The organism is Nonomuraea typhae (assembly GCF_009760925.1).
GTDB classification, from domain to species: domain Bacteria; phylum Actinomycetota; class Actinomycetes; order Streptosporangiales; family Streptosporangiaceae; genus Nonomuraea; species Nonomuraea typhae.
In genome coordinates, this window is sequence record NZ_VRLV01000001.1 from 715,311 (window position 1) to 740,170 (window position 24,860).

At 73.4% G+C, this 24,860-nt stretch carries 25 protein-coding genes; 8 read left to right on the forward strand and 17 right to left on the reverse strand.

Going from position 1 to position 24,860, the window contains the following annotated elements:
• Positions 1-345, reverse strand: a complete 345-nt coding sequence (locus FVE25_RS03335; RefSeq protein ID WP_157244865.1) for a VOC family protein — start codon at positions 343-345, stop codon at positions 1-3.
• Between the two features lie 209 nt (positions 346-554).
• On the opposite strand from FVE25_RS03335, the gene FVE25_RS03340 reads away from it, so the two are divergent.
• The gene (locus FVE25_RS03340) at positions 555-1,778 is read left to right on the forward strand and encodes a sensor histidine kinase (protein ID WP_157244866.1); all 1,224 of its coding nucleotides are present in this window, start codon (positions 555-557) and stop codon (positions 1,776-1,778) included.
• Positions 1,778-2,461, forward strand: a complete 684-nt coding sequence (locus tag FVE25_RS03345) for a response regulator (RefSeq protein WP_157244867.1) — start codon at positions 1,778-1,780, stop codon at positions 2,459-2,461. The genes FVE25_RS03340 and FVE25_RS03345 overlap by 1 nt, the downstream gene beginning before the upstream one ends.
• 5 nt (positions 2,462-2,466) lie before the next feature.
• Here FVE25_RS03345 and FVE25_RS03350 read toward each other — a convergent pair whose 3' ends face one another.
• Positions 2,467-3,174: an RraA family protein gene (locus tag FVE25_RS03350; protein WP_157244868.1), complete on the reverse strand. Its 708-nt coding sequence runs from the start codon at positions 3,172-3,174 to the stop codon at positions 2,467-2,469.
• Positions 3,175-3,254: 80 nt separating this feature from the next.
• Complete coding sequence (locus tag FVE25_RS03355) at positions 3,255-3,551, reverse strand: putative quinol monooxygenase (protein ID WP_157244869.1); 297 nt, start codon at positions 3,549-3,551, stop codon at positions 3,255-3,257.
• 139 nt (positions 3,552-3,690) lie between these two features.
• Between FVE25_RS03355 and FVE25_RS03360 the strand changes: the two genes are divergently transcribed.
• Positions 3,691-4,968 carry an AlkA N-terminal domain-containing protein gene (locus tag FVE25_RS03360; protein ID WP_157244870.1) on the forward strand — a complete coding sequence of 426 codons (1,278 nt, stop codon included), beginning with the start codon at positions 3,691-3,693 and terminating at the stop codon, positions 4,966-4,968.
• A gap of 10 nt (positions 4,969-4,978) precedes the next feature.
• Here FVE25_RS03360 and FVE25_RS03365 read toward each other — a convergent pair whose 3' ends face one another.
• Entirely contained in the window at positions 4,979-5,785 is an 807-nt protein-coding gene (locus FVE25_RS03365) for a serine/threonine-protein kinase (protein WP_157244871.1), read from the reverse strand.
• Positions 5,786-5,867: 82 nt separating this feature from the next.
• Entirely contained in the window at positions 5,868-7,112 is a 1,245-nt protein-coding gene (locus tag FVE25_RS03370; RefSeq protein WP_157244872.1) for an MFS transporter, read from the reverse strand.
• Between the two features lie 112 nt (positions 7,113-7,224).
• Here FVE25_RS03370 and FVE25_RS03375 point away from each other — a divergent pair, with 112 nt between their 5' ends.
• Positions 7,225-7,779, forward strand: a complete 555-nt coding sequence (locus FVE25_RS03375; RefSeq protein ID WP_157244873.1) for a winged helix-turn-helix domain-containing protein — start codon at positions 7,225-7,227, stop codon at positions 7,777-7,779.
• Here the strand turns inward: FVE25_RS03375 and FVE25_RS03380 are convergent.
• Positions 7,759-9,270, reverse strand: coding sequence for a M81 family metallopeptidase (locus tag FVE25_RS03380; RefSeq protein ID WP_219825277.1), 1,512 nt, complete (start codon positions 9,268-9,270; stop codon positions 7,759-7,761). The genes FVE25_RS03375 and FVE25_RS03380 overlap by 21 nt on opposite strands.
• Before the next feature lie 25 nt (positions 9,271-9,295).
• On the reverse strand, positions 9,296-10,522 hold the full coding sequence (locus FVE25_RS03385) for an alpha-L-fucosidase (RefSeq protein ID WP_157244875.1): 1,227 nt from the start codon (positions 10,520-10,522) through the stop codon (positions 9,296-9,298).
• A 130-nt stretch (positions 10,523-10,652) separates the two neighbouring features.
• Between FVE25_RS03385 and FVE25_RS03390 the strand changes: the two genes are divergently transcribed.
• Positions 10,653-11,933 carry a UDP-glucose dehydrogenase family protein gene (locus FVE25_RS03390; protein ID WP_246266575.1) on the forward strand — a complete coding sequence of 427 codons (1,281 nt, stop codon included), beginning with the start codon at positions 10,653-10,655 and terminating at the stop codon, positions 11,931-11,933.
• Position 11,934: 1 nt separating this feature from the next.
• Here the strand turns inward: FVE25_RS03390 and FVE25_RS03395 are convergent, their stop codons facing one another.
• Together FVE25_RS03395 and FVE25_RS03400 are read right to left on the reverse strand one after the other, a co-directional pair.
• The gene (locus FVE25_RS03395; protein WP_157244877.1) at positions 11,935-13,239 is read right to left on the reverse strand and encodes an FAD-dependent oxidoreductase; all 1,305 of its coding nucleotides are present in this window, start codon (positions 13,237-13,239) and stop codon (positions 11,935-11,937) included.
• A 13-nt stretch (positions 13,240-13,252) separates the two neighbouring features.
• Positions 13,253-14,077, reverse strand: a complete 825-nt coding sequence (locus tag FVE25_RS03400; protein ID WP_157244878.1) for a tryptophan 2,3-dioxygenase — start codon at positions 14,075-14,077, stop codon at positions 13,253-13,255.
• Positions 14,078-14,199: 122 nt separating this feature from the next.
• Between FVE25_RS03400 and FVE25_RS03405 the strand changes: the two genes are divergently transcribed.
• Both FVE25_RS03405 and FVE25_RS03410 read left to right on the forward strand, forming a co-directional pair.
• Positions 14,200-14,628 carry an Lrp/AsnC family transcriptional regulator gene (locus tag FVE25_RS03405; protein ID WP_219825278.1) on the forward strand — a complete coding sequence of 143 codons (429 nt, stop codon included), beginning with the start codon at positions 14,200-14,202 and terminating at the stop codon, positions 14,626-14,628.
• Between the two features lie 61 nt (positions 14,629-14,689).
• Positions 14,690-15,580: a siderophore-interacting protein gene (locus FVE25_RS03410; RefSeq protein ID WP_157244880.1), complete on the forward strand. Its 891-nt coding sequence runs from the start codon at positions 14,690-14,692 to the stop codon at positions 15,578-15,580.
• Positions 15,581-15,698: 118 nt separating this feature from the next.
• Here the strand turns inward: FVE25_RS03410 and FVE25_RS03415 are convergent, their stop codons facing one another.
• The 6 genes from FVE25_RS03415 to FVE25_RS03440 form a co-directional block, all read right to left on the reverse strand.
• Complete coding sequence (locus FVE25_RS03415) at positions 15,699-16,175, reverse strand: hypothetical protein (RefSeq protein WP_157244881.1); 477 nt, start codon at positions 16,173-16,175, stop codon at positions 15,699-15,701.
• Entirely contained in the window at positions 16,172-17,257 is a 1,086-nt protein-coding gene (locus tag FVE25_RS03420; RefSeq protein ID WP_157244882.1) for a DUF6745 domain-containing protein, read from the reverse strand. Before FVE25_RS03420 ends, FVE25_RS03415 begins: the two co-directional genes overlap by 4 nt.
• Before the next feature lie 81 nt (positions 17,258-17,338).
• Positions 17,339-18,142, reverse strand: coding sequence for an ABC transporter ATP-binding protein (locus FVE25_RS03425; protein WP_157244883.1), 804 nt, complete (start codon positions 18,140-18,142; stop codon positions 17,339-17,341).
• The gene (locus FVE25_RS03430; RefSeq protein WP_157245485.1) at positions 18,121-19,152 is read right to left on the reverse strand and encodes a FecCD family ABC transporter permease; all 1,032 of its coding nucleotides are present in this window, start codon (positions 19,150-19,152) and stop codon (positions 18,121-18,123) included. The genes FVE25_RS03425 and FVE25_RS03430 overlap by 22 nt, the downstream gene beginning before the upstream one ends.
• A gap of 38 nt (positions 19,153-19,190) precedes the next feature.
• Complete coding sequence (locus FVE25_RS03435) at positions 19,191-20,219, reverse strand: FecCD family ABC transporter permease (protein ID WP_157244884.1); 1,029 nt, start codon at positions 20,217-20,219, stop codon at positions 19,191-19,193.
• A 10-nt stretch (positions 20,220-20,229) separates the two neighbouring features.
• Positions 20,230-21,300, reverse strand: coding sequence for an iron-siderophore ABC transporter substrate-binding protein (locus FVE25_RS03440; RefSeq protein WP_157244885.1), 1,071 nt, complete (start codon positions 21,298-21,300; stop codon positions 20,230-20,232).
• 210 nt (positions 21,301-21,510) lie between these two features.
• On the opposite strand from FVE25_RS03440, the gene FVE25_RS03445 reads away from it, so the two are divergent.
• Positions 21,511-22,701, forward strand: coding sequence for an acyltransferase family protein (locus FVE25_RS03445; protein WP_157244886.1), 1,191 nt, complete (start codon positions 21,511-21,513; stop codon positions 22,699-22,701).
• Here the strand turns inward: FVE25_RS03445 and FVE25_RS03450 are convergent.
• Positions 22,642-23,988 carry a 6-phospho-beta-glucosidase gene (locus FVE25_RS03450; protein WP_157244887.1) on the reverse strand — a complete coding sequence of 449 codons (1,347 nt, stop codon included), beginning with the start codon at positions 23,986-23,988 and terminating at the stop codon, positions 22,642-22,644. The genes FVE25_RS03445 and FVE25_RS03450 overlap by 60 nt on opposite strands.
• Positions 23,985-24,743 carry a DeoR/GlpR family DNA-binding transcription regulator gene (locus tag FVE25_RS03455; RefSeq protein WP_157244888.1) on the reverse strand — a complete coding sequence of 253 codons (759 nt, stop codon included), beginning with the start codon at positions 24,741-24,743 and terminating at the stop codon, positions 23,985-23,987. The genes FVE25_RS03450 and FVE25_RS03455 overlap by 4 nt, the downstream gene beginning before the upstream one ends.
• Between the last annotated feature and the right edge of the window lie 117 nt (positions 24,744-24,860).

Genomic DNA, 24,860 nt, shown 5'->3' on the forward strand with positions numbered 1-24,860 from the left:
TCAGGGGGCGACGAGGCAGAACTCGTTGCCCTCGGGGTCGGCCATGGTCTGGAAGGCGCCCACGGCGTCCTCCTGCAGCTCGCCGGCCGCCCGCCCGCCGAGCGCGGCGACCCGGGCGGCGGCGCCGGCGGGGGATGCGACGGCCAGGTCCAGGTGGAGACGGTTCTTGACGGCCTTGCCCTCGGGCACCCGCTGGAAGGCCAGGCGCAGGCCGTCCGGAGGGTCCACGTAGGACCAGGCCGGGTCGCGGTCCACGGCGACGCCGCCGAGGAGCGCGGCCCAGAAGGCGGCCAGGCGCGACGGGTCGGCGCAGTCGATGACGAGCTGGCGCTGGCGGGCGATCATGGGCATCAGCGTATTGCCCCCGCGCGTGAGTCAGGCGTGGGGGAGGCCCTTCGTGCGCGCGGGTCAGCCTGACGCGGGGGTGGTCTCTCGTGCAGGGGCCGCATCCCTGCGCGCCTTTCCTCCCTGGGGCCGATCTTCCGGATGGCCGCGCATCTTTCGTTGCGCCCGGCCGGGAGGCGGTCCGGCGACCGCATACGCTGGCCACACCGATGACGAGCCTTCGCACCTTCTTCGCCGCCCATCCGCGCGCCGCCGACGTCCTGCTGGCCTGCGCGGTGACCGCGCTCGGCCTGCTGCTGCGGCTGAGCGAGGAGGTGCCGCGCGATCCCGGCACGGCCGCGATGCTGCTGGCGCTGATCCTGGCCCAGGGGCTGCCGCTGGTGTGGCGGCGCACGCGGCCGTGGACGGTCATGGCGGTGAGCAGCCTGGCGTACGTGGTGTACGAGCTGGCCGACCCGGTCGTGGGGTACAACGACGGGGTGTTCGTGGCCTTCGCCGGATACGCCGTGGCCCGGTACGCGCGTCAGCCGGGCAGCGCCGCGGTCATCCCGGTGGCCGCCGCCGCGGTCCTGGGCCCCGACCTCGTGCGCCCGTGGCTGGGCCGGGGCGTGCCCGCCGAGATCACGCTGGGCCCGCTGGAATGGCTGCTGGTGACGGGCATGGCGTGGGCGTTGTGGCTGCTGGGCAGCGCTCAGCGGCGGGTCAGCGAGGACGCGGAGCGCCTGCGTGAGCTGGCCGCGCGCCTGCGCGCCGAACAGGAGCTCAGCGCCGCCCGCGCGGTCACCGCCGAACGCGCCAGAATCGCCCGGGACCTGCACGACCTGGTCGCCCACCACGTCAGCGCGATCGCCATGCAGGCACGGGCCAGCGCGGAGGCGTTCCCCGGCGACCGGGGCGTGGCCGCGATCGGCGCCGCCGCCGACGACGCCCTGGACGAGATGCGCCGCCTGCTGGGCCTGCTCGCCGACGGCCCGGGCGACACCGGGCCGAGCGCCTCGCTGGCCCACCTGGACCGCCTGGCCGCGGCGGCGGAGTCCGCGGGCTGCCGGGTCCGGCTCGAGACGGAGCGCGTAGGGGCGGAGGGCGAGAGGGTCGAGGGTGAAAGGGCGGAGGGTGAGAGGGTCGAGGGTGCGGGGGCGGTGCCGGAGGCGGCGCAGGTCTCCGCCTACCGCATCGTGCAGGAGGCGCTGACGAACGTCCTGAAGCACGCCGGCCCCACCGAGGTGCGGATCCGGGTACGGCAGGCCCCCGGCGCCCTGACCGTCCTGGTCGCCAACGGCCCGCCGTACCCGGGACACCGCCCGCTGCCCGGCTCCGGACTCGGCCTGATCGGCATGCGCGAACGCGCCGCCCTGTTCGACGGCGCCCTGCGCGCGGGCCCGCACGACGGCGGCTGGCGGGTCGAGGCCACGCTGCGCTGGGCGGCGCCCTGATGATCCGCGTCCTGATCGCCGACGACCAGGCCCTGGTCCGCGCCGCTCTCACGGCCATGCTGGTACGGCGGGCCGATTTTGACGTCGTCGGCGAGGCCGAGGACGGCGCCCGCGCCGTGGCCCTGGCCTTCGAGCTGAAGCCCGACGTCGTCGTCATGGACGTGCGCATGCCCGGCCTGACCGGCGTCGAGGCCACCGCCCGCATCCTGGCCGAGTGGCCCCATCCCGCGCACCCGCGCCCGAACGTCCTGGTGCTGACCACGTTCGACCTCGACGAGTACGTCCACGCGGCCCTGCGCGCCGGCGCCGGCGGCTTTATGCTGAAGAACTCCTCGCCCGAGCAGCTGGCCGAGGCCATCCGGGTCGTCGCGGCCGGCGAGTCGATGCTGGCCCCGAGCGTGACCCGGCGGCTGATCGGCGCCTTCGCCGCCGTCCCGCCCGCTCTGCTGGATCGGCCGGGCCGCCCGCCCGCCCTGGCCGCGCTCACCCAGCGGGAGCTGGACGTGCTCGTGCTGGTGGCCAAGGGCCTGTCCAACGCCCAGATCGCCGGGGAGCTGGAGTTGTCGGAGGCGGGCGTGAAGAGCCGCGTCAACCGCATCCTGACCCGCCTCGGCCTGGAGAACCGCGTGCAGGCGGCCGTGCTGGCCTACGACAGCGGCCTGCTGCCCCTGCCGGGAAGGTGATCGGCTCACTCCTCGATGGCGCCGCCGACGGACCGCAGGTACTCGCGGAAGGTCAGCCCGGGCGTGCGCGCCCGCTCGGCCAGGAAGGCGGCGAATCCGAGCTGCTCCCGCAGCGAGCGTCCGGCGCGGATGCGCTCGGCCTGCCCGCGCTCGGTGTCGCGGATCGTCTCGGCCAGGGTGAGCACCTCCCCCGCCCGCTCCGCCGGGACGAACAGCACGCCGTCGTCGTCCCCGGCCACCAGGTCGTCCCGCCCGACCGTCCACTCGCCGACGCGGGCCCGCTCCAGCGCGTCGCCCGGCCGTTCGTCCAGCCGCAGTGGCCCGGTCGGCAGCGCGCCCATGCTGAAGACGGGCAGCCCGATCGCCCGGATGTCCGCGCTGTCTCGGTGCAGGCCCCAGACGACCACACCGGACACCCCCGCGGCCTGCGCCTCCAGCACGGCCAGGTCGCCGGCGCACGCCTCGTCCAGCCGCCCGTCGTTGTCGACGACGAGCACGTCACCGGGCCGCGCTCCCTCGTACGCCTCCAGGAACACGTCCACGCTGCCGGCGTGCCGCGCGGGCAGCACGCGCCCGATCACCTTGGCCCCGGGTACGGCGGCGCGGACCGCCGAGGGCGCGCACCGGACCGGGACACCGGCGCGCAGGCACCCGTCGGCCAGGTGCGCGGTGGTCAACCCGGCGAATCGCTCCTTGAGCTGACGATCATCCATTCTCTGACCTTAGTCAGGCAATGCGCTCCGCGCACCCCCGTCCGGGGGCACGGCGCCGCCGTACCCCCGGCCCGGTGGCGTCAGAGTGCGACGACCAGCTCGTGGTCGATCTCGACGAACTCCACCATCACCTCCGCGAACCGCCCGGCGATGAGCTCGCGGTAGGCCGCGGAGCCGGTGTGCTCGTCGTAGGCGGCCTGGTCGGCGAAGTGCTCGACGAAGAGCAGGTAGTCGGGTTTGGCCGGGTCCCGGTAGACGCGGAAGGACACGGTGCCCGGCTCCGCGCCGGGGCCCTTCGGGGCGAACTCCCGGACGAGCGCCTCGGCCGCGGCCTGCGCGCCGTCCTTGAGCTTGATGGGGAACACCTTCACCAGCATGGGACTCCTCCAGGGGAACGTCGTCGGACGCCGACCATGCTCGGGCCCGGCCCGCGGGCCCGTCCGGACAGATGAGGACATCGCCACCGTGGCCGAATGTGTCCGGCCCGCGGCTCCGGTGATGGCGTAGACATGCGGTATGACCGTGTACTCGGCTGTCGTCACCACCGGCATCTACTGCCGCCCGGGCTGCGGAGCCCGGCCGCTGGCCCGCAACACGCGTGTCTACGAACACGCGGCCGCGGCCGAGGCGGCGGGATTCCGCGCGTGCCTGCGCTGCCGGCCGTACCGGGTGGCGGGGCCCTTCTCGGCGGACATGCCGCGGCTGGTGTGCGCCGCCTGGCAGCTGATCATCGCCGGTGTGCTGGACGGCGGCACCGAGGCGGCCCTCGCCGAACGGGTCGGGCTGTCGGTGCGGCACCTGCGGCGGCTGTTCCTGAGGCACCTGGGAGCCAGCCCCGACCAGCTCGCCCGCTCGCGCCGCGCGCACTTCGCCCGGCGGCTCCTGGACGACACCGACCTCACCGTGCTCGACATCGCGTTCGCGTCCGGTTACGGGAGCCTGCGGCAGTTCAACAGGAGCATGCGGGAGGTCTTCCACGCCTCGCCCACCGAGCTGCGCGAGCGCCGCCACCGGGCCGACCGCCTGGTCGCCGACGGCGGCCTCGCGCTGCGCCTGCCCGTCCTGCCCGGCTACGACTGGGCGGCGATGCTGGCCTACCTGGGGGCGCGGGCCATCCCCGGCGTGGAGGAGGTCTCCGGAGGCGTCTACCGGCGCACGATCGGCGTGGACGGGGCGCCGGGGGTGCTGGAGGTGCGCGCCGGCGACGCTCCCGGGCACCTGGTGCTGGTCGCGCACCTGCCGTACTGGGAGGGCTTGATCCACGTCGTGGACCAGGCGGGCAGGCTCCTGGGCGTCGACGCCGACCAGAGCCCGGGGGTGACGGCGCTCGGGATGGACCCGGTGCTGGGGCCGCTGGTGCGGGCCCGGCCGGGGCTGGCGGTGCCCGGCGCCTGGAACGCGGCCGAGGCGGCGATCGCCGCCGCGGCGGTCCGGGCGCCGTCGGAGCTCGTCGGAGCGGGCGCGCCGGCGGAGCGGGCCATCGGCCGGCTGGCGGAGCTGGTCGACGGGCTCGGCACCCGGGTTCCCGGGTTGCCGGGCGGGCTGACCCACGTTCTGCCCGACCTGGCGCCGGAAGACCTCGCCGGGTACGGCCTGCCCCAGGACACCAGCGCGGGGGAGGACCTGGCCTTCCGCCTCGGGGACCCGGAGGCGTGGCCGGCGGGCGACCCCTGGCTGAGGGCGGCGGTGGCGGACCGGTTCCCGTCCGGCCTCGAGCCCGGCCGGTGGCGGCCGTGGCAGGCGCTGGCCGCCATGCACCTGATGACCGAGGCCGCGCTCGGCGCCGCCCGATAGCCCCGGGGCGTCAGATGGCGGCTTGGAAGGCGCTCGCCCGCACGCCGGCCAGGAGTCCCGCGGTGTGCTCGTTGGTGAAGCGGCGGGCCGGGTCGTGGTGGAGGAGCCCCTCGAGCAGCGGGCGCAGGATGCCGGCCCGGCGAGGGGAGGGGAAGGATCCGGTGCGGGCCATCGCGAGGACGGTGGCCGCGTCCTGTCCCGGGTACGGCGGCTGGCCTTCGAGGGCGCTGTAGAGGGTGGCGCCGAAGGACCACAGGTCGGCCTCCTTCGTCGCGGCGCCGCCGTACAGCCGCTCGGGAGCCATGAACGCGGGGGTGCCGCGCAGGCGGCGGGAGGTGGTGGTGCGGATGTCGCCCTCGGCGGTGGCGATGCCGAAGTCGGTCAGGACCACGCGGTCGCCGGTGAGCATCACGTTGGCGGGTTTCACGTCGCGGTGCAGCACGCCCGCGCGATGGGCGGTGCGCAGCGCCGTGAGCAGGTGCTGGCCGATGGCCGCGACGCTCTGCGCGGGCAGCGTGCCCACCTGGGAGAGCAGTTGGTGCAATGAGAGCCCGTCCAGGTACTCCATCACGATCCAGAGCTTGCCGCTCTCCTCGATCAGGTCGTGGACCGTGACGATGTTGGGGTGCGTCAGTCCGGCGGCCATACGGGCCTCCCGCAGCACTCGCCTGCGGACGACCTCGGCCTCTCCGGCCAGCGTCAGCTCCTTGAGGGCGACCTCTCGGTGGAGGAGCTGATCGAAGGCCCGCCAGACGACTCCCATACCCCCACGACCGGCCTCCTCGCTGAGGAGGTACCGTCCGCCGATCTCCCGCATGCCATCCCCTCGTTGCTTCGGGGCAATCATGTCATCTCAGCGCAAGGCATAGGGTACCTAACGTGATCTGGATATGTGGGTATTAGCGGAGGTGCTGCTCAACCCCGGTGAAAATTGCCGAGGCGGAGCGCGTGTCTCGCGCACGGAGTCCACGGTAGATCAGGAAGACCGCGGCCACGCACACTCCGACGGCTCCGTAGAACACCGACGGCAGCCCCCACGTCTCGCCCATCACCCCGGCCACCGCCGCGCCCACCGGCATGCCGCCCATCCCGATCAGCCGGTACGCGGAGTTGACCCGCCCCAGCAGCCCCTCCGGGATGATCCGCTGCCGCAGGGAGATCACGATCACGTTGGACCACGCGTTGGTGGCCCCCCACGCCACCGCCACGGGGAACAGCGCGGCCGGGTGCGGCGCCAGCACGGGCACGGCCAGCAGCAGGCTGTTGACCAGCCAGGACCCCACCAGGGCCGGGCCCTCGCCGGCCCACCGGACCACCCGGTCGCTCACCAGGGACGCCGCCACCGCGCCGGCGGCGAAGGCGGTCATCACCAGGCCGTACGCCTCGGGGGTCAGGCCGATCCGCGACCCGGGACCGACCGCCCACAACACGAAGACGGCGAAGAAGGCGGCGCTGGCCAGGTTCAGCATGCCGCTGGAGATCGCCAGGCGGCGCAGGAAGCGGTGGCCCCACAGGTAGCGCAGCCCTTCCCGGATGTCGGCCGTCATGCTGCGCCCGCCGGCGGAGGCGCCGGGGGCTGGGGCGGGGCGGTAGGCGCCGCGCATGCCGAGGAGCAGCAGGCCGGCCGCGCCGTACAGGATCCCGGGGGCACCCAGGATGGCGGCGGGCAGGAGTGTCACGAGCAGGCCGGCCACGGGGGAGCCGATGAAGTCGTTGCCGATCGTCTGGGCGCCCACGATGCGGCCGTTGGCCCAGGCCAGGCGGCTGGCGGGGACGGTCATGGGCAGGATGGACTGGGCGGAGGTGTCGGCGAAGACCTCGGCCGTGCCGGACAGCAGGACGGCGGCCACCAGCACCCACAACCCCAGCCCGCCGGACCAGGCGAGGAGCCCGGCGGCCACGAGCAGGGCGGCGCGCAAGACGTTGGCCAGCACCATGACGCGCCGGCGGTCCACGCGGTCGGCCACCGCGCCCGCGGGCAGCGCCAGCAGGAGCCAGGGGAGTGTCGTGGCCACGCCGACCAGGGCGACCTCGCCGGGAGAGCGGGTCATCCCGACGGCCATCAGGGGTGCGCCGACCTTCAGGACGCCGTCGGCGAGGTTCGACAGCGCCGAGGAGGACCACAGAAATCCGAACGATCGCATACCCGCTCCGCTAGTGTGTAAAGAAAACTATGCAGCGATTCCTTTGCAAAGATAGGTATGCACACCGATGGCGGGCAAGCGGTTTTCGAAGCGCACCCTCGACGTGAACGCGATGAAGTCGTTCGCTCACCCCTTGCGGCTGCGGTTGTACGAGCTCCTGGAGGAACTCGGCCCCTCCACCGCCACCCAGCTCGCCGCCCGGGTGCGCGAGAACACCGGCTCCACCAGCTACCACCTGCGCGAGCTGGCCAAGCACGGGATGATCGAGATCGCCGAGGGCATGGGACGGGGCAAGGAGAAGTACTGGCGCATCACGCCCGGCGGCTTCGGCTACGGCTCCCCGGAGGACTCCGGCGACCCCGAGGCCCTGGGCGTCATCCGGGTGCTTCTGCAGGACCTCGTCCGGCAGCGTGGCGCCGAACTCCAGCGATGGCTGGACGAGGAGCCGCACACGCCCAGGGAATGGGTGGAGGCCGGCGGCCTGTCACGCCGCTCCCTGTGGCTGACGCGGCAGGAGAGCCTCGCCCTGCGCGACGCCGTCCTGGAGGTGATCGAGCCCTACCGGGCCCTGTCGGAGGCACGCGGCGCCGATCACCCGGACAGCGCCCGGGTGATCGTGCACTTCGACGTCTTCCCCGCCGGCCTGTCAGATACGGCGGGCGGCTGAGCGCAGCAGCACCGGGGTGAGGTCCGGCGCGGGCATGTCCGAGTCGAGCGGGTGGATCGGCCGCGTCAGCCGCCGGTACGGCAGCGCCGCCAGGTCCTGGCTCACCCCGCCCGGCGTCAGCGCCAGCACCGAGCCCGCGGCGGCCCGGTGCAGATCCGGCTCCAGGTAGCCGATCTTGACGGCGGTCAGGTCGTGCCGCCACGGGTCCAGGCCGAGCTCGGTCAGGTCCTCGATGAAGTGGTACGGCTTGCGCCGCGTGGTCAGCACGGCGTGCACGCCTCCGGAGCGGACCACGGCCAGGTCGCCGCCCACCGGGTCGCCGGGCCGTACGGAGTGGACGACGCCGCGCAGGGGCACCGGGGCGTCGCCCGAGTACACGCCCCCGACCCGCAGCTCGACCGCACCGCCCGGTCCGGCCGCCACGCAGGCGGCCACCGCGGCCGGGTCGGCGCACGAGGCCCAGATCGCGGACTTATCCCCGGCGGCCAGCGACGGCGTGGCCAGCAGGTCGGCCAGGAACCAGGCGGCGTCGCCGGAGCCCCCGGCCGTGGGGTTGTCGCCGGAGTCGCTGACGAAGTACGGCCGCGCGGGGGCGGCCAGGGCCGTCTCGATGGCGGCGCGCGGGGGCAGGGCGGGCATGGCGAAGGCGTAGTCGTCACGCGCCCGCCACAGCGCCTGCGCCAGCTCGGCGGCCGCCTCGCTCACCGCGTCCGGGGAGGTGCCGCTGACCAGGACGTTGATGCCGGTGCGCGGGGCGTCCGCCCAGGCGTAGCCGATCCAGATGGAGGCGTCCAGGACGCCGGGGCGGCGGGAGACCTCCGGCAGCCGGGCGTAGATCGCGGCGGCCGGGTCGAGGCGGGTGCTGGTGCGCTCACCGGGCAGCAGCAACGGCACCCGGACCCAGGCCCGGACCAGCTCCGCCTCCTCGGCGAGCAGACCGGGTCCCCCGGCCGGCGGGTCCGTGTGCCGGGTCAAGGTGTGGACGAGCAGGCGGCAGGCGCGTTCGCGGGTTTCCTCCAGGTCCACGTGCGGGGCGGTGCGGTAGGCGGTGGGCAGGTCCACCAGTTCGGCGAAGCGGCGGCTCACCTGGCCGTGCAGGTCCATGGAGGCGGCGATCGGGCGGTCCGGGCCGATGACCGCGCGGATGGCGGCGGCCAGCCCGGCCTCGGCGTCGTCGCGGCCCTCGACGTGCATGGCGCCGTGCAGGTCGAGGTAGACGCCGTCGAACGGCCCCTCGGCGGTCAGCGCGGCCAGCAGCCGTGACTCCAGCGCCGTATACGCCTCCCCGGTGACCGGGCCGCCGGGCAGCGCGCGGGCGACGAGCAGGGGGACGAACTCCACCTGTCCGCCCGGCCACCACCCACTCGCCGAGGACGGATCCGCCTCCAGGAAGGGATAGCGCGAAATATCGGTCCAAAGGGTGAAATCGTCGACCGTCGTGCGGTGCGCGCTGAACGTGCTCGACTCCGTGCCGATCCCGCACACAGCCACCCGCCTCGCCCCCTGCTGAGCCGGCCTAGTCACGCCTGTGGTCCCGGTAGACGTCGAGCTCGCCGTCCAGGCTGACCTCGAGCACCGTGCACAGGGGGTCGAGGTCGTCGTCGGAGACGTAGACGTACTCCCACCCGGGCACGTCGTGCAGCCCCCCGAACCGCTCGTGCCGCAGCTCGCGCCCCGTCCCCAGCACCCGCACCGACGTCACCTCGTTGCGCACCCCGCGCAGCACCACGAACTCGTTGGGCCGGTCGAAGACGAACAGGTACAGCCGGCGCCGGTCCTCCGACAGCGTGCTGGCCCCGTTGAAGTGCCCCGGCGGCAGCCCGCGCCCGGTCGGGTAGACCGCCGCGGCCCGCGGCCGGATCCAGTCGCCCAGCTCCCGCAGCCGCGCGCTCTGTTCCGGGGTGATGGTCCCGTCCTCGCGCGGCCCCACGTCCAGCAGCAGGTTCCCGCCCCCGCCGATGGTCTCGGCGAAGATCCGCACGATCTGCCGCACGGACTTGTGGTTGTCGTCGTGCCCCTGATATCCCCACGAGTCGTTGACCGTCAGGCACAACTCCCACGGCCCGGCCGGAGGCGTGATCGGCACGCCCTGCTCGGGGGTGGAGTAGTCGCCGAACCCCTGCATGCGCCCGTTGACGACGACCTCCGGCTGCCGCCCCAGCAGGTCCTCGCGCAGCTCGGCCATCCGCCAGGTGCCGGCGTCGCGTTCCCAGTCGCCGTCGAACCAGAGCAGATCCGGCGCGTACCGCTCCTGGAGCTCCCGCAGCTGCCCGCGGTGAAAGGCCAGGAACCGCTCCCAGGCGGCCGGGTCCTCCTGGCCGGGCTCGGGGAAGGCGAAGCGGTTGTCACCGGTGCCCACGCTGGCGTAGTCGGGATGCGACCAGTCCAGGTGGGAGAAGTACAACCCGGCGTGGATCCCGCGCGCACGCAGGGCCGCGACGTACTCGCCCACGTAGTCCCGCTCGGTGCGCAGCCGCGACCACTCTGTCGGCCACAGCGCGAACCCGTCGTGGTGCTTGGCGGTCAGCACCGCGTACCTCGCCCCCGCCGCGGCGAACAGATCCGACCATTGGCCCGCGTCGAAGCGGGCTCCGGTGAACCCGTCGGCCTGCTTCATGTAGTCGTCATAGCCGATCGTCCCGTCATAGAACGACCAGGACTCCGCGACACCCTGGACGGCGTAGATGCCCCAGTGCACGAAGATCCCAAGCTTGGCCTGAGTGAACCACGACTGCATCGACATATCAGGAAATTTCCCTTTTCATCGGATGTATCGTGACCACTATAGGGAGGACGGACCGTGCCGCCAATGACCCCGGTTAACAGGCTCTGATCGCGTTCGGGCACCCTAGCGAGGGAAAGAGGTGACAAAGTTGCGAAAGATCGCAGTTTTCGGGGCCGGATACATCGGCCTGGTGACCGCCGCGTGCCTGGCCGAGCTGGGGCACACGGTGGCCGTCCGTGACATCCAGGACGAGCGCATCCGCCTCCTGAACGCCGGCCGGGTCCCCATCCACGAACCCGGCCTGGCCGAGCTGATCGCCGGCAACGCCGAGCGCCTCACCTTCACGCTGAGCGCCGAGGAGGCGCTGGCCGGTGCCGAGGTCGTCTACGTGTGCGTGGACACCCCGCCCACCGCGGCCGGCGACGCCGACCTCTCCCGCGTCTGGTCGGTGATCGGGACGCTGAAGGGCGCCGATCACCTGAAGGCGGTCGTGGTCAAGAGCACGGTCCCGGTCGGCACCGGGGCACGGGTGCGCACGGTGCTGGACGACGGCGGGCTGGCCCACGTCGGCTACGCCGCCAACCCGGAGTTCACCGCGGAGGGCCGGGCGGTGGCCGACTTCCTGCGCCCGGACCGGGTGGTCGTCGGCAGCGCGGACGAGGCCGCGATCCGGCTGGTCACCGAGCTGCACGCGGGCGTGGACGCGCCGGTCGAGGTGATGGACGTGGCCTCGGCCGAGATGGTCAAGCTGGCCAGCAACGCGATGCTCATGACCCGCATCAGCTTCATGAACGAGATCGCGGTGCTCTGCGAGCTGACCGGAGCCGACGTGGAGCGGGTGGCGAAGGCGGTCGGCCTGGACCACCGCATCGGCCCGCACTTCCTCGGCGCCGGCATCGGCTGGGGCGGAAGCTGCTTCCCCAAGGACTCCGAGGCGCTGAAGCAGCTTGCCAGCAACACCGGCCACCACCCCCAGCTGCTCAACGCCGCGATCGAGGTGAACAACCTGCAGAAGCGCCGGGCCATCCAGAAGCTGAAGGACGTGCTCGGCGGCCTGGACGGCGCCAGGATCGCGGTGCTCGGCATGACGTTCAAGCCCGGCACCGACGACATGCGCGAGGCCCCGAGCACCGTCCTGGCCGCCCGCCTGCTGGCCGAGGGCGCCAAGGTCACCTGCTGGGACCCGCTGGCCCCCGAGAGCCTGCCCGAGCCGTGGGCCAGCGCCGTCCGCCACGAGACCCCCGAGCAGGCCATGGCCGAGGCGGACGCCGCGATCCTGGCCACCGCCTGGCCCGAGCTGCTGCGGGTGCCGTGGGCGGCGGTCCTGGACACCATGGCCAGGCCGGTCCTCTACGACGGCCGCAATCTGCTCGACCCGGCCGCCATGCGCGCCCTCGGCTACACCTACGTCGGCGTCGGCCGCCCCTGACTCACCTTCCCCTGGTACGGCGGGCCGCGGCGACCCCCAGTGCCGCCATCCCGGCGGCGGCCAGGGCGGCGGCGACGACCTGGTGCTGGCGGCGGACCCGGCGCCGGACCCGGGCGTAGGGCACGGTGGAGAACGAGATCAGCTCGTAGCGCGACAGGTAGAGGCCGGGCAGCGCCCCTTGCAGGGCGTGCTCGGCGTGCCTGGCCAGCCGGTAGACCGGCGAGGCGACCTTGTCGCGCATCTCGACGAAGTTCTCCAGCGCCATCGCGGCGATCGCCGAGGTGTCCGCGAACCGCCGCCGCTCGAACAACGGCAGCGCCGCCGCCCAGTCGTCGCCGGTCTCGTCCAGGACCTGGTTCAGCACCACGACGTCCTCGAACGCGCAGTTGGCCCCCTGCCCGTAGAAGGGGACGATCGCGTGGGCCGCGTCGCCGATCAGCCCCACGCGCCCACCGGCCTGCCAGGGCCGGGCGTGCACGGTGCCGAGCTTGCCGACGGGGTTGTTCTCGTAGTCGTCCACCAGGTCGGGGATGAGCGGGACGGCGTCCGGATAGACCTCGGCGAAGTGCCGCTCGATCGCCCGCGGGGTGTCCAGGGCGGCGAACGCCTCCTCCGGCCAGAACAACGTGCAGGTGAACGACCGGTCCGGGTTCGGCAGCGCGATCATCATCGAGGTGCCGCGCGGCCAGATGTGCAGCGCGCCGGGGTCCAGCGCGAACGCGCCGTCGCGCGCCGGGATCGTCAGCTCCTTGTAGCCGTGCTCGAGGAAGTCGGTCCGCTCCCGCAGCCCGGCGCCCGCCGCCAGCGCCGCCCGTACGGCGGAGCCGGCTCCGTCGGCGCCGAGCACCACGTCGGCCTTGGCCGTGTGCCCGCCCTCGAAGACCATCGTGCCGGTCGCCGCGTCCAGGCCGGTGAGCCGGTGCGCGAAGCGGATCTCGGCGCGTTCGGCGGCGGCGTCCAGCAGGGCCGCGTTGAGCCGCGCCCGGCTGATGGAGTTGATCGAGCGCAGCCCGTCGGAGCTGTAGAGCTGCAGGTCGAGCCGCCCGTGCACGGGGTGGATCATCCGGCCGCGCATGGGCAGCGCCTCGGCCATGACCTGCTCGTCGAGGCCGATGCCGCGCAGCGCGCTGAGCCCGCGTTCCGACAGCGCGAGGTTGATGGACCGGCCGCGTTCCGCGCCCTCGGCGCGGGGGTCGGGGCGCCGCTCGTACAGCGTCACCCGGTGCCCGCGCGCGGCCAGGTAACAGGCGAGCAGGCAGCCGGCCAGCCCGGCTCCGACGATGGCGACCTCGTGTGAACCTGCCAAGGCAAGTGCTCCTCTACATGAACGTGCGGGCGGTCCACAACTCGGGGAAGACCGTTCTGGCCATGCTGCGCTCCAGCCAGACGAGGCCGGCGGAACCGCCGCTGCCGGCCTTGGCGCCCATGGCCCGCCGTACCGACTGCAGGTGGTGGTAGCGCCAGTCGCCGAAGCGCTGCGCCACCTCGGTGAGGGCCTCGCCGAGCAGGCGCAGGTGGTTGCCGGGGCCGGTGTCGGCGTAGACGGTCACCCACGCGTCGACCGCCTGCTCGGGGCCGGCGGCCAGGCCGCGGCGGACGAGCAGGGTCAGGACCTCGTCCCACAGCGAGGGGGTGTCGAGGCTTTCGCGCAGTTCGGCGTGGACCTCGGACTGGCGGCGGAAGGGGCGGATGAGCTGCTCGGACTTGAGCCCGAGCGCGAACTCCAGGTGCCGGTACATCGCGGACTGGAAGCCGGAGCCCTCGCCGAGCAGGTCGCGGAAGCGGTTGAACTCGGCCGGGGTCATCCAGCGCAGCCCCTGCCAGGAGGCGTTGAGCGCTTCCAGGTGCAGCGCGGCCCGGCGCAGCGGCGCGAGGGAGTCCCACACCTCGTCGGCGGCGATCAGGCTCTGGGCCGTGCGCAGCTCGTAGCGGATCAGGCCGAAGTACAGCTCCATGACCTGGCTGATCATGAGGAAGGACATCTCGCCGGGGTCGTCGCTGAGCGTGCTCTGCAGGCTGTGCAGCGTGCTGGCGCGCACGTAGCGGTCGTAGGGCACCTGGCGGTCGAACTCGAGGGTCGGGGCGCCGCCATTGGCTTCGGCCCGCTCCTTGCGTTGGAGCGCGGTGATCGGGGTGACGTCCATGCGGTCATGATGCCCCTGCGAGGGGCCGCGGAGGAATGACGGTTCAACGGCCTTTAGGGTGTTTCACCAAGCGATCGAGGCCCGTTCGGGGCCTTTGACTTTTGGCGGGAAAAGTGGACGAGATGGATTGGTTGTTGCTGCGTGAGCTGCAGGCGGACGCGCGGCTGTCGTTCAGCGAGCTGTCGCGGCGGGTGCACCTGTCGCCGCCCGCGGTGGCCGAGCGGGTGCGCCGGCTGGAGGAGTCCGGGGTGATCGCCGGGTACCGGGCGCACGTGGACCCGCGGGCGGCGGGGCGCGAGGTGGTGGCGCTGGTCACGATGGCCTGTTACGGGCCGGGGTGCGTGCTGCGGCATCCGGAGGCGCTGGAGTCGGACGACATCTTCGAGGTGCACCGGGTGACCGGCGGCGCCTGCTGCGTGCTGCGGGTGGCGGTGGCCTCGATGACCGACTTCGAGGAGCTGATCGACCGGCTGGCTCACTATGGGCGGCCGACCAGCTCGATGGTGCTGTCCACGCCGGTGCCGTGGCGCGCGACGGTGCCGCCGATCTAGCCTGCCGGGGATAGTGTAGGTTAGCCTAACCTAAATCCCTTGGTGATTCGTGGAGTTTGCCGTGGTTGAACCTTTTCGTAAGTTCGACGTGCGGGTACGCGGGCTGGAGCTGCTCAGCCCGTCGTTCCTGCGCGTCACCTTCACCGGGGAGGATCTCGACCTCTTCGCCGACAACGGCTACGACCAGCGGATCAAACTCATCTTCCCGATCGCCGGACACGGGCTCGACTGCTTCCCCACCGGACCGGACTGGTTCCAGCAGTGGCGGGCGCTGCCCGCCGAGCGGTGCAACCCCATGCGCACCTACACCGTCCGCCACGTGCGGCCGGAGCGGCGCGAGGTGGACGTGGACATCGTCCTGCACGGCGACGGCGGCCCCGCCGCCCGCTGGGCCGGCGCCGTGCGCCCCGGCGACGAGGTCGCCCTCTTCGGCCCCGACGCCCGCTTCGAGGAGGAACACGGCGGCCTGGAGTTCCGCCCCCCGGCGGGCACCGGCGCCATCCTGATGGCCGGCGACGAGACCGCCGCCCCCGCCATCTGCGCGACCCTGGAGCGCCTGCCCGCCGGCACCCGCGGCGAGGCGCTCATCGAGGTGCCCCACGCCACCGACTTCCTGCCGCTCGACACCCCCAGCCAGGTCCAGCTCACCTGGCTGGCCCGCGAGGGCGGCGAGCACGGTGCCCGCCTCGTCCCCGCCGTGCGGGCGGCCGCCGCGCGGCTGCTGCCCGAGCAGAAGCCCGCCGACTCCTTCGAGGACATCGACGTGGACGTCGACGAACTCTGGGAGGTCCCCGAGGAGCACGCCTCCGGGCCGGTGTACGCCTGGCTGGCCGGGGAGGCCGCCGTGATCAGGACACTCCGCCGCCACCTGGTGGCCGAGCGCGGCATGGACAAGCGCGCCGTCGCCTTCATGGGCTACTGGCGCATGGGCAGGGCCGAGAACAACGCCTGAAACGCGTCATCCTGGCCGTGGCGGTCATCCTCGGGACGGCCGTCTGCGCCCCGGCCGGCATCGGCACGCCCCTGACCCAGCCTCCCCGCCCTCTGGGGAACGAGGAGGCTGGGCTGGATCAGTCGGCGACCAGGCGGTGGGCGCCGCCGGACCAGGTGCGCCTGCGGTGGTCGTACTCCCGCTGCCGCCGCACCACGTAGGCGCCCGGGGTGAACCCGGTCGCCCCGTGCTCGGGGTGCAGCAGGTAGACCGGGGCACTGCACTGGAACACGCCCAGTGCAAGCCCCAGGGTGTCGTCCGGCGAGGGAAGGTACTCGCAGGCGCCGCGGTCGGCGACGAGCGTGTGCGGGTTGCCGCCCGCCGCGCTGCGCAGCAGTTCCAGGCCCGTGGCCGGGACCTGCAGCCAGTGCCGCCCGTTCGTGAGGGAGACGGCCACGGCCACCAGGGGCAGCGGGATGACGATCAGGTCGCCCTGCGCCTGGATGCCTTCCAGGACGGGGACGGCGACCTCCCGCTCGAGGTGGCCGAGGACGGTCAGGCCGGTGCGCCGGGACAGGACGCCGAGGTTCACGGTCGTGTGTTCGAGCCGCGTCATGTGCGCCGGGCCAGCTGGGAGTAGTGGCAGGCGGACAGGCCGTAGGTCCAGGCGGCCGCCGCCACGGGGTCGTCGAGGAAGTGCGGGACGCCGAGGCCGTAGCGCCGCCGGGTACCGTCCCGCTCCACGGACCCGTTGACGGCCAGGAGCACCCGGGGCGTGTAGCCCAGCGGCGTCCGCGGCAGGTCGTACAGCTTCAGGTCGAAGCCCGGGTTGCCGGGATCGGGCGCCGTGGCGACCAGGCGCAGCCCGGCTGTCTCGATGTAGCGGTCCCAGCCGAGCCGCTCGATGGCCAGGCGGCGCACCTCCACGTTCGGCTCGTTCTCGATCAGCTCGGGGGTGGGGCCGGTGACGACCCACTCCGGGACGACGAATCCGCCGAGCGCGTACACGGACCAGCCATCGGGGAACGTGACGGCCGGGCCGGTGTCGCTGTGCAGGCGGCCGTCCCGCAGCCGGATCGAGAGCGGGCGTTCGGCGATCACGCACCGGTCCTCCAGGGGCCACCACCAGCCGCAGGAGCGGGCCAGTTGCGCCCAGGGAGCCAGCTCGCCGATCCGGCCGCCGAAGGTCCGCCCGCCTACCCGATGCCAGGCGTCGTAGTGGGCGATCCAGTAGGCGTCGTGCTGGCCGTACCAGGTGAGGCGGTCGGCGAGGGGGAGCGCGAGGCGGATCGGCGTGCAGATCCCGTCGCGCACGATGCCCAGCAGGGCGGCGCGCACCACGCTGTCGATCGGGTTGTCCGGATGCCTGGTCCAGCCGGGCGCCCAGGCGTGGCCGACGCCGTCGTCCAGCCCGGCGCGCAGGTCGGCGACGAGGGTGGCCAGGCGCTGGGCGATCGACAGGCCGGCCTGCGACCTCATCGTCCCGAACGCCTGGACCGGGACACCGGGTGGTACGCGGGCCAGCGCGGCGCCGGGGGAGTCCACCCAGGTGAAGGCGGGCGCGGGCCGGCCCAGCCGTTCGTACAGGAGGGTGATGGCCGCCTCTGCGGCCGGACGGTCGGCGGGCTGCGTCGAAAGCGCGTGGCCCAGCCATTCATCGCGGAGGTCGACGGCTCCCAGCCGCCGGGGCCCGGTCAACGGGCGAGGGCGCGCACGCCCTTTCTACTGTCGATCATGCCGTCAGCATGACACCTCGCGCGCGCCGCCCGCAAGTGCGGGTCAGGTACGGCGGGCGTGCGGCACCACCATCGGCGTGGCCGTGCGCGGGTCGGGCACGATGTCGCAGTCGAGGCAGAAGACCTGCTTGACCAGCTCGGCGGTGAGCACCTCGGCCGGCGGCCCCTGGGCGACGACCCGGCCGTCGTTCATGACGATCAGGTGCGTGGCGAAGCGGGCCGCCTGGTTGAGGTCGTGCAGGACGGCGACGATGGTCCGGCCCTCCTCGTGCAGTTCGCGGCAGAGCTCCAGCAGGTCGTACTGGTGGGCGATGTCGAGGAAGGTCGTGGGCTCGTCGAGCAGCAGCGTCTCGGTCTGCTGGGCCAGGACCATCGCGATCCAGGCGCGCTGGCGCTGGCCGCCCGACAGCTGCCCGGCCTGGGTTCCGGTCAGCTCGCGCAGGCCGGTGCGCTCCAGGGCGAAGCCGATGGCCGCCTCGTCGCCGGGCGACCACTGGCGCAGCAGCGTGTGGTGCGGGTAGCGGCCCCGGCGCACCAGGCCGCCGACGGTGATGCCCTCGGGGGCGACCGGGTTCTGCGGCAGCAGCGCCAGGTGCCTGGCCGCCTCCCTGCCCCGGTAGGCCCACAGGTCGCGGCCGTGCAGGGTGATCGTGCCCCTGGCCGGTTTGAGCACCCTGGCCAGCGCCTTGACCAGGGTGGACTTGCCGCACCCGTTCGGGCCGATGACCATGGTGAACGCGCCGTGCGGGATCTCGAGGCTGACGTCGCGGACCACGGGGGCGCCGCCGTAGGAGATCGTGAGGTCGCGTACGGCCAGGCCGGTGCTCACAGGGTGCCCTTCTTCCATTCGCGGGTCAGCAGGTATCCGAGGTAGAGGCCGCCGACGGCCAGGGTGTAGATGCCGACGGGCAGGTTGCCGGGGATGGGCGACTGCTGGGCGGCGAGGTCGGCCAGGACCAGCAGCAGCGCGCCCATGAGGGCCGACAGCGTCAGGTGGGGGCCGGGCAGGCGGGTCAGGCGGCGGGCGATCTGCGGGGCGGTCAGCGCCACGAACGCGATCGGCCCGGCGACGGCGACGGCCCCGGCCGACAGCACGACCGAGACCACCACGGCGGCGGTCCTGGCCCGCGCGGGTTCCGCGCCGAGGCCGGCGGCCAGTTCGTCGCCCATCTCGGAGACGCTCAGCCGCCGCGACAGCAGCGCGACCGCCGGGACGACGGCTAGCAGCACCAGCCACACGGTCAGCGCGTGGTCCCAGGAGCGGGCGGCGAGGCTGCCGTTGACGTAGGCGGTCAGGACCGCAGCCTTGTCGCGTTCGACCGCGTAGACGACGTACTGGGTGAAGGCGATGGCGATCGCGTTGACGCCGATGCCGGCCACGATCAGCCGTCCCGGGTCGCGGAATCCGGCCCTGGTGGAGACGTAGACCAGCACCATGGCCAGCACCGCGCCGCCGAGCGCGCCCAGCGGCGCCGGAACCACCCCGGCCAGCAGCAGCACCACGACGGCGGCGCCCGCTCCGGCGCCCGCGTTCAGCCCGATCACGTCGGGGCTGGCCAGCGGGTTGCGGGTGACGGTCTGGAACAACGCCCCCGACAGTCCCAGGGCGGCCCCGGCGCCCACGGCCACCACCAGGCGCGGGCCGCGCAGCCGCTCCAGCACGAACGCCTGCTTGCCCGTGGCGCCCTGGGTGAGCGCGGACCACAGATCCGGGAGGGCGAGGCCGAGCCGTCCCATCGACAGCGTGGCCAGCGCGGCCACGAGGAGCAGCGCCAGCGTGACCAGCCCCGTGACCAGGGCGGCCGGGGCCAGTGGCAGCACCACGGCGCGGCCGAGCCGCACGTAGCCCCGCGGCATGGCCTCTGCGCGGCCGGGCTGCGGAGAACTCCGCGGCTTCACGCGCTCCCCTTCATCGTCCGTACGGCCAGCAGCAACGCCGGCGCGCCGATGAACGCGGTCACCACGCCCACCATGAGCTCCTGCGGGCTGAGCACCACGCGTCCGGCGACGTCCGCCAGGAGCAGCAGGGCGGGCCCGGCCACCAGGGAGAAGAGGATCTGCGTGCGCATGTCCACCCCGGCGACGGCCCGCACGACGTGCGGCACGGCCAGCCCGACGAAGGCGATCGGCCCGACGGCGGCGGTGGCGGCGGTGCTGAGCAGGACGGCCGCGAGCATGCCGCCCGCCCGCATGAGCGCCGGGCTGGCGCCCAGCGCGGAGGCGGACTCGTCGCCGAGCGCCAGCGCGTTGAGGCCGGGCGCGGTCACCAGGGCCAATGCCAGCCCGGCGACGGCCAGCGGCAGCACCGACCACAGCACGGGGAAGTCACGCCCGCCCAGCGCGCCGACCACCCAGTAGCGGTAGCTGTCGAAGACCTGCGGCTTGCCGAGCGTGACCGCCTGCACGTACGCGGTCAGCACGGCCGAGACGACCGCCCCGGCCAGCACCAGCCGCGACAGCCCGGCGCCCGATCCGGCCGAGCCGATGACGTGCACGAGCAGCCCCGCCAGCAGCGCGCCGGGCAGCGCCCACCACACGGTGCCGGCCTGGCCGGAGGCGCCGAGGAAGGCCATCGCGGTGACGACCGCCGCCGCGGCGCCGGCGGTGACGCCGAGCAGCCCGGGGTCGGCCAGCGGGTTGCGGGTCACCCCCTGCATCAGCGTGCCGGCGACGGCCAGGCAGGCTCCGGCCAGCAGGCCGAGCGCGGTGCGCGGGTAGCGGCTCTCGACCACGGTGACGGTGTTCTGGTCGGCGGTGCCGTACAGGACGTCGAGAACGTCGGCCGGTGAGGTCGGGTGGCTGCCGAAGGCGACGCTGGCCAGCAGCGCGAGGGCCAGGACGGCGAGCGCGAGCAGGAACGCCGGCACCCGCCGGGCGGCGCGGCCGCGCGGGCGGGTGGGCTGGGCGAGGGGAGCCGTGGTCACGTGGCCGTGGTCACTTGAGGGTGGCGACGGCCTTGTCGATCAGCGGCAGGTAGCGGTCGATCACCCACGGCACGGTGAGCGGGTTGATGATCGAGGAGGCGGTGACGAACGGGGTGTCGTCACTGGCCACGACGCCGCCGCGCTTGACCGCGGGGATGGCGGCGTAGAGCTTCTGCGCCTCGATCTCCTTGCGCGTCTTCTCGTCGGTGTAGAACGTGAAGATGAGGTCGCTCTTGGCCAGCTTCTGCGCGTTCTCCAGGCCGATGAGCGCCGAGTCGGTGCCCTCGGTCTCCTTGAACTCGCCGACGACCGGGTCGACGGTCAGGCCGAGCATGGAGACCATGGCCACGCGCTGCTCCTCGGGCTTGAAGACGCCGAGGGTGCCGGGGCCGCTGGTGTAGATGTAGGAGAACGTCTTGCCCTGGTACTGCGGGCGGGTGGCGGCGGCGTCGCCCAGGTTCTTCTTGATGCCGGCGATGAGCTTGGGCGCCTCCCCGGGCTTGCCCAGCGCCTTGGAGACGATCTCGATCTGCTGGTCCCAGTTGGTGCTCCACGGCAGGTCCGGGTAGGCCACGGTGGGCGCGATGCCGGACAGGACCGCGTACTGCTCCTTGGTGATGCCGGACCAGGGGGCCAGGATCACGTCGGGCTCGAGTTCGACGATGGTGTCCACGTCGATGTCCTCGCCGCCCTTGAACTGCTTGGGCAACTGGCCGCCGGCCCTGGTCACGGCCTCGTGGATCCAGGGCAGGTAGCCGGTCTTGTCGCTGCCCCACTCGTAGCTTTCGATGCCGACCGGGATGGTCCCGAGCGCGATCGCGGTCTCGGCCGACCCCTGTCCGAGGGTGACCACGCGCTTGGGCTGCTGCGTGATCTTCGCCTGGCCGAGCGCGCTGTCGATGGTGACGGGGAAGCCGCCCGCGGCGGTGGTGGCGGGCTTCTCGGCGGCGGCGGGCTGCTCCGCGGTCTGCTCCGCGGGCTGCTTCGCGGCCGAGGAGCAGGCGCCGAGCGCGAGGGCGGCGGTGACGACGGCGGACAGAGTGAGCGCGTGACGGCGCGCACGGGGGAACCGGAACGGCATGAAAGGATCCTTGGTGCTTCATGGAAAGGTACGGCCGGGCGTCCGGCCGTACGGCGTGGCCCCGGGACATGACCCGGGGCTCCGCAAGTTAGGTAAGACTAACCTACAAATATCCGCATCTCGCACTCAGGGTCGGGAAGGTGATTTTCCCGACATCTGGGTAGGACGGAATCCGTGCCAGCCGCCGCCTCGCCCACACTCGCGTCCACCGTGCCCGCTCCCACGCGGCTGGCCTGGCTCGACGCCCTGCGCGGCATCGGCGCGCTGGCCGTCGTCGCCGAACACCTGCTCACCTGGGCGGTGCCCTGGCTGCGGCCCACGTTCATCAACCTCGGCATGTTCGGCGTCCTGGTGTTCTTCCTGGTCAGCGGCTACATCATCCCCGTCTCGCTGGAGCGGCGCGGGGACGTGCGCGGGTTCTGGATCAGCCGCTTCTTCCGCCTCTACCCCCTTTATGCGGGGGTCATCGTGATCGTGCTGGCCCTGTCGTTCTGGCTGCCGGTACGCCCCGAGGTGCCGCGCGACCCCTCCGCGGTGGCCGCGCACGCCACGATGCTGCTGGACGTCGTCGGCGCCGGCGGCGTGGTCAACACCATGTGGACCCTCTCCTACGAGATGGTCTTCTACCTCATGGTCACCGCCCTGTTCGTGACCGGCGTGCGCGTGGGCCGCGGCCTGCTGTCGCTGGCCTTCGCCGTCGCCGCCATGGCCGCGGGCCTGGCGCTGGCCAACGCGCCGCTGGCCGGGCCGTGGCTGTCGTGGGTCTCGCTGGTGCTGTTCGCCGCGGGCCTGGCCTGCGTCCTGACCGGGGTGTTCCGTACGGCGGGCGCCGCCGTCCTCGGCGTCATGGCACTCGGGCTGCTCCTGACCGCCAGCCCGACACCCTGGTTCGGGGCGGCGATCCTGGCGGTGATGTTCGCCGGGACCGCCGTGCACCAGTGGGAGCGGGGGACCGGCAGCCTCTGGCCCGCGCTCGCCGCCGGGGCGCTCGTGGCGCTCACCCCCGTCTGGGCGCTGGACGCCGGCTGGTGGTGGGTCCAGCCCGACGTGTGGATCTCCACGATCGCCCTGGCCGTGGCCACCTTCGCCGGGCTCATGGCGCTGCGCGGGCGGCGGCTGCCGGGCGTCCTGGTGTGGTTCGGGGTGATCAGCTATTCGTTGTACCTGCTGCACCTGCCGATCCTGACCGTGGTGATCGCGATCACCGGCGACCTGCGCTGGGCCCCGGCCGCCCTCCAGCTCGGGGTCAGCCTGCTCTGCCTCGTCCTGGTGGTGCTGGCGAGCTGGCTGACCTACCGCCTCCTGGAGCGCCCCATGCAGGCGCTCGGCCGCCGCCTCACCTCAGCCGGGCAGGACCGCGGCCAGCTCGGGAATCCGGGCCCGGTAGCCGTCGAGCAGTAGGCGCGCGGTGGACACCGAGTCCACGAGCGGATGCAGCGCCAGCGCCTGCACCGCCAGCGCGGGAGACCGGGTGAGCGCCGCCTCGATCGTGGCCTGCTCGACCGCCTTGACCTGCTGCATCAGCCCGAGGAAGCGGCCCGGCAGCGGGCGGGTGGCCAGCGGGTGGATGCCCGAGCCGTCCACCGCGCACGGGATCTCCACCACCGCCTCGGGCGGCAGCCCCGGCACCGCCCCGCCGTTGCCCACGTTGAGGATCATCGTGGCCGGCTCGCCCCGGGCGATGGCCGCCATCAGCGCCAGCGCGATGCCCTCGTAGCCGCCCGCCGCCAGGTCGGCCGCGGCCCGCTCACCCGCCCCGGACACCTCGCGGGAGTCGGCCATGTAGGTGGCGTCGCGCTCGGCCCGGGTCGCCCGCCACGCGGCCAGCGCCCGCTCCGGCCGCTCGCGCACCGCGGCGTAGAACCGGTCCTGCTGCACGACCAGCGCCTCGCCCCGGGTCCGCTCGGCCGCCGCGGCGGCGGCCACCGACTCGCGGGTGAAGTAGTAGTAGTACAGGTACTCGTTGGGCAGCGCCCCCAGCGTGCGCACCCAGTCGGCGCCGAACAGCCGCGCCTCCTCCACCTGCCGCAGCCCCTCCTCGTCGGCCAGCAGCCCGGGCAGCAGGTCACGCCCCTCGTAACCGAGCCCGCGCAGCCAGCCCAGATGGTTGAGCCCCACGTAGTCGGGGGAGACGCGGGCCGGGTCCACGCCCAGCGCGCCGGCGGCCCGCCGGATCAGCCCGATCGGCGAGTCGCAGATTCCGGCCACCCGGTCCCCGAGCACGCTCCGCATGGCCTCGGTGATCATCCCGGCCGGGTTCGTGAAGTTGATCACCCAGGCCCGCGGCGCCACCGCAGCCACCCGCTCGGCCACGCGCACCGCCACCGGGATCGTCCGCAGGCCGAACGAGACGCCGCCGGGACCCGTGGTCTCCTGCCCGAGCAGGCCGAGGTCGAGCGCGACCCGCTCGTCGGCGGTCCGCCCGGCCAGCCCGCCCACCCGGATGGCCGAGAAGACGAAGTCGGCGCCGCCCAGCGCCTCGTCGAGCTCGGTGGTGACGCGCACCCGCGGCGGGTCGTCGTGTCCTTCGGCCAACTGGCCGAGCACGTGCCCGATCGCCGCCAGCCGATCGGGCGAGACGTCGTGGAGGACCACCTCGTCCACGCGCCGCTTCGCCGTGTCACGCAGCAGCGCGCCGTACACGAGCGGGACCCGGAAGCCTCCGCCGCCGAGAACGGCCAGTTTCATGCCAGCACCACTTCCGTTCCCGCCGCCGCGCATGCGCGCAGCGTGCTGTCGTCCGCGCCCTCGTTGGTGACGACGACGTCGATGTCCTCGGGCCCGCACACCCGCAGCGCGCCGGTGCCGGGGAACTTGTGCCGGTCGGCCAGCAGCACCACCTGCCCGGCCGCCGCGATCATCGCCCGCTTGATCGGCACCTCGGCCAGCGTGGTGTCGACGACCTGCCCGTCGCGCCGCACCCCGCTCGTGCCGAGGAAGACCCGGTCGGCCACCACCTGCCGCAGCGCCTCCTCCGTCAGCACCCCCACGAGCGAGTGGTACGGCCGGCGCACCATCCCCCCGAGCAGCAGCAACTCCACCGCCGGATCGGCGCGCAGCACGTCGAGCACGGCCAGGCTGGAGGTGACCACGGTGACCTTGCGCCCGCGCAGTTGCCTGGCCAGGCGCATCGTGGTCGTGCCGATGTCCAGCAGGACCACCTCGCCCTCGTGCACGAGCCGCGCGGCGGCCACGGCGACCGCCTCCTTGTCGCTCTCGTGGATGCCGGCGACCTGGGCGAACGGCATGTCGGGGTCGGGATCGGCGCCGGCCAGGGCGCCGCCGCGCACCCGGCGCAGCGTGCCGTCGCGGTCGAGGACCTCCAGGTCCCGACGGATGGTCGAGGGGCTCACCCCCAGCTGCCGGGCGAGGTCGTGCACGCTCGTGGCGCCGGAGAGGCGGACACGGCGCATGATCTCCTCATGCCGGAGGCGCTGAAGCACGCTCGGATCGTATCAGTCATTTTCGCGCAACTGTGAGCATGATTTTCCATTAGCCCTTGATATGCGCGAGCAAACATGCAAGATTGCGCACATCGTCGATCTGCCGAGGAGGACGCG

Excerpts from the sequence above, each read along its gene's own strand:
- FVE25_RS03400 (WP_157244878.1), bottom strand. The coding sequence starts at position 14,077 with ATGGACGTCACCCCGATCACCGCGCTCCAACGCAAGGAGCGGGCCGAA.
- FVE25_RS03415 (WP_157244881.1), bottom strand. The coding sequence starts at position 16,175 with ATGACGCGGCTCGAACACACGACCGTGAACCTCGGCGTCCTGTCCCGG.
- FVE25_RS03450 (WP_157244887.1), bottom strand. The coding sequence starts at position 23,988 with ATGAAACTGGCCGTTCTCGGCGGCGGAGGCTTCCGGGTCCCGCTCGTG.
- FVE25_RS03425 (WP_157244883.1), bottom strand. The coding sequence starts at position 18,142 with ATGGAAGAAGGGCACCCTGTGAGCACCGGCCTGGCCGTACGCGACCTC.
- FVE25_RS03375 (WP_157244873.1), top strand. The coding sequence starts at position 7,225 with ATGAAGTCGTTCGCTCACCCCTTGCGGCTGCGGTTGTACGAGCTCCTG.
- FVE25_RS03440 (WP_157244885.1), bottom strand. The coding sequence starts at position 21,300 with ATGCCGTTCCGGTTCCCCCGTGCGCGCCGTCACGCGCTCACTCTGTCC.
- FVE25_RS03335 (WP_157244865.1), bottom strand. The coding sequence starts at position 345 with ATGATCGCCCGCCAGCGCCAGCTCGTCATCGACTGCGCCGACCCGTCG.
- FVE25_RS03430 (WP_157245485.1), bottom strand. The coding sequence starts at position 19,152 with ATGCCGCGGGGCTACGTGCGGCTCGGCCGCGCCGTGGTGCTGCCACTG.
- FVE25_RS03345 (WP_157244867.1), top strand. The coding sequence starts at position 1,778 with ATGATCCGCGTCCTGATCGCCGACGACCAGGCCCTGGTCCGCGCCGCT.
- FVE25_RS03350 (WP_157244868.1), bottom strand. The coding sequence starts at position 3,174 with ATGGATGATCGTCAGCTCAAGGAGCGATTCGCCGGGTTGACCACCGCG.
- FVE25_RS03360 (WP_157244870.1), top strand. The coding sequence starts at position 3,691 with ATGACCGTGTACTCGGCTGTCGTCACCACCGGCATCTACTGCCGCCCG.
- FVE25_RS03365 (WP_157244871.1), bottom strand. The coding sequence starts at position 5,785 with ATGCGGGAGATCGGCGGACGGTACCTCCTCAGCGAGGAGGCCGGTCGT.
- FVE25_RS03370 (WP_157244872.1), bottom strand. The coding sequence starts at position 7,112 with ATGCGATCGTTCGGATTTCTGTGGTCCTCCTCGGCGCTGTCGAACCTC.
- FVE25_RS03405 (WP_219825278.1), top strand. The coding sequence starts at position 14,200 with ATGGATTGGTTGTTGCTGCGTGAGCTGCAGGCGGACGCGCGGCTGTCG.
- FVE25_RS03385 (WP_157244875.1), bottom strand. The coding sequence starts at position 10,522 with ATGTCGATGCAGTCGTGGTTCACTCAGGCCAAGCTTGGGATCTTCGTG.
- FVE25_RS03340 (WP_157244866.1), top strand. The coding sequence starts at position 555 with ATGACGAGCCTTCGCACCTTCTTCGCCGCCCATCCGCGCGCCGCCGAC.
- FVE25_RS03355 (WP_157244869.1), bottom strand. The coding sequence starts at position 3,551 with ATGCTGGTGAAGGTGTTCCCCATCAAGCTCAAGGACGGCGCGCAGGCC.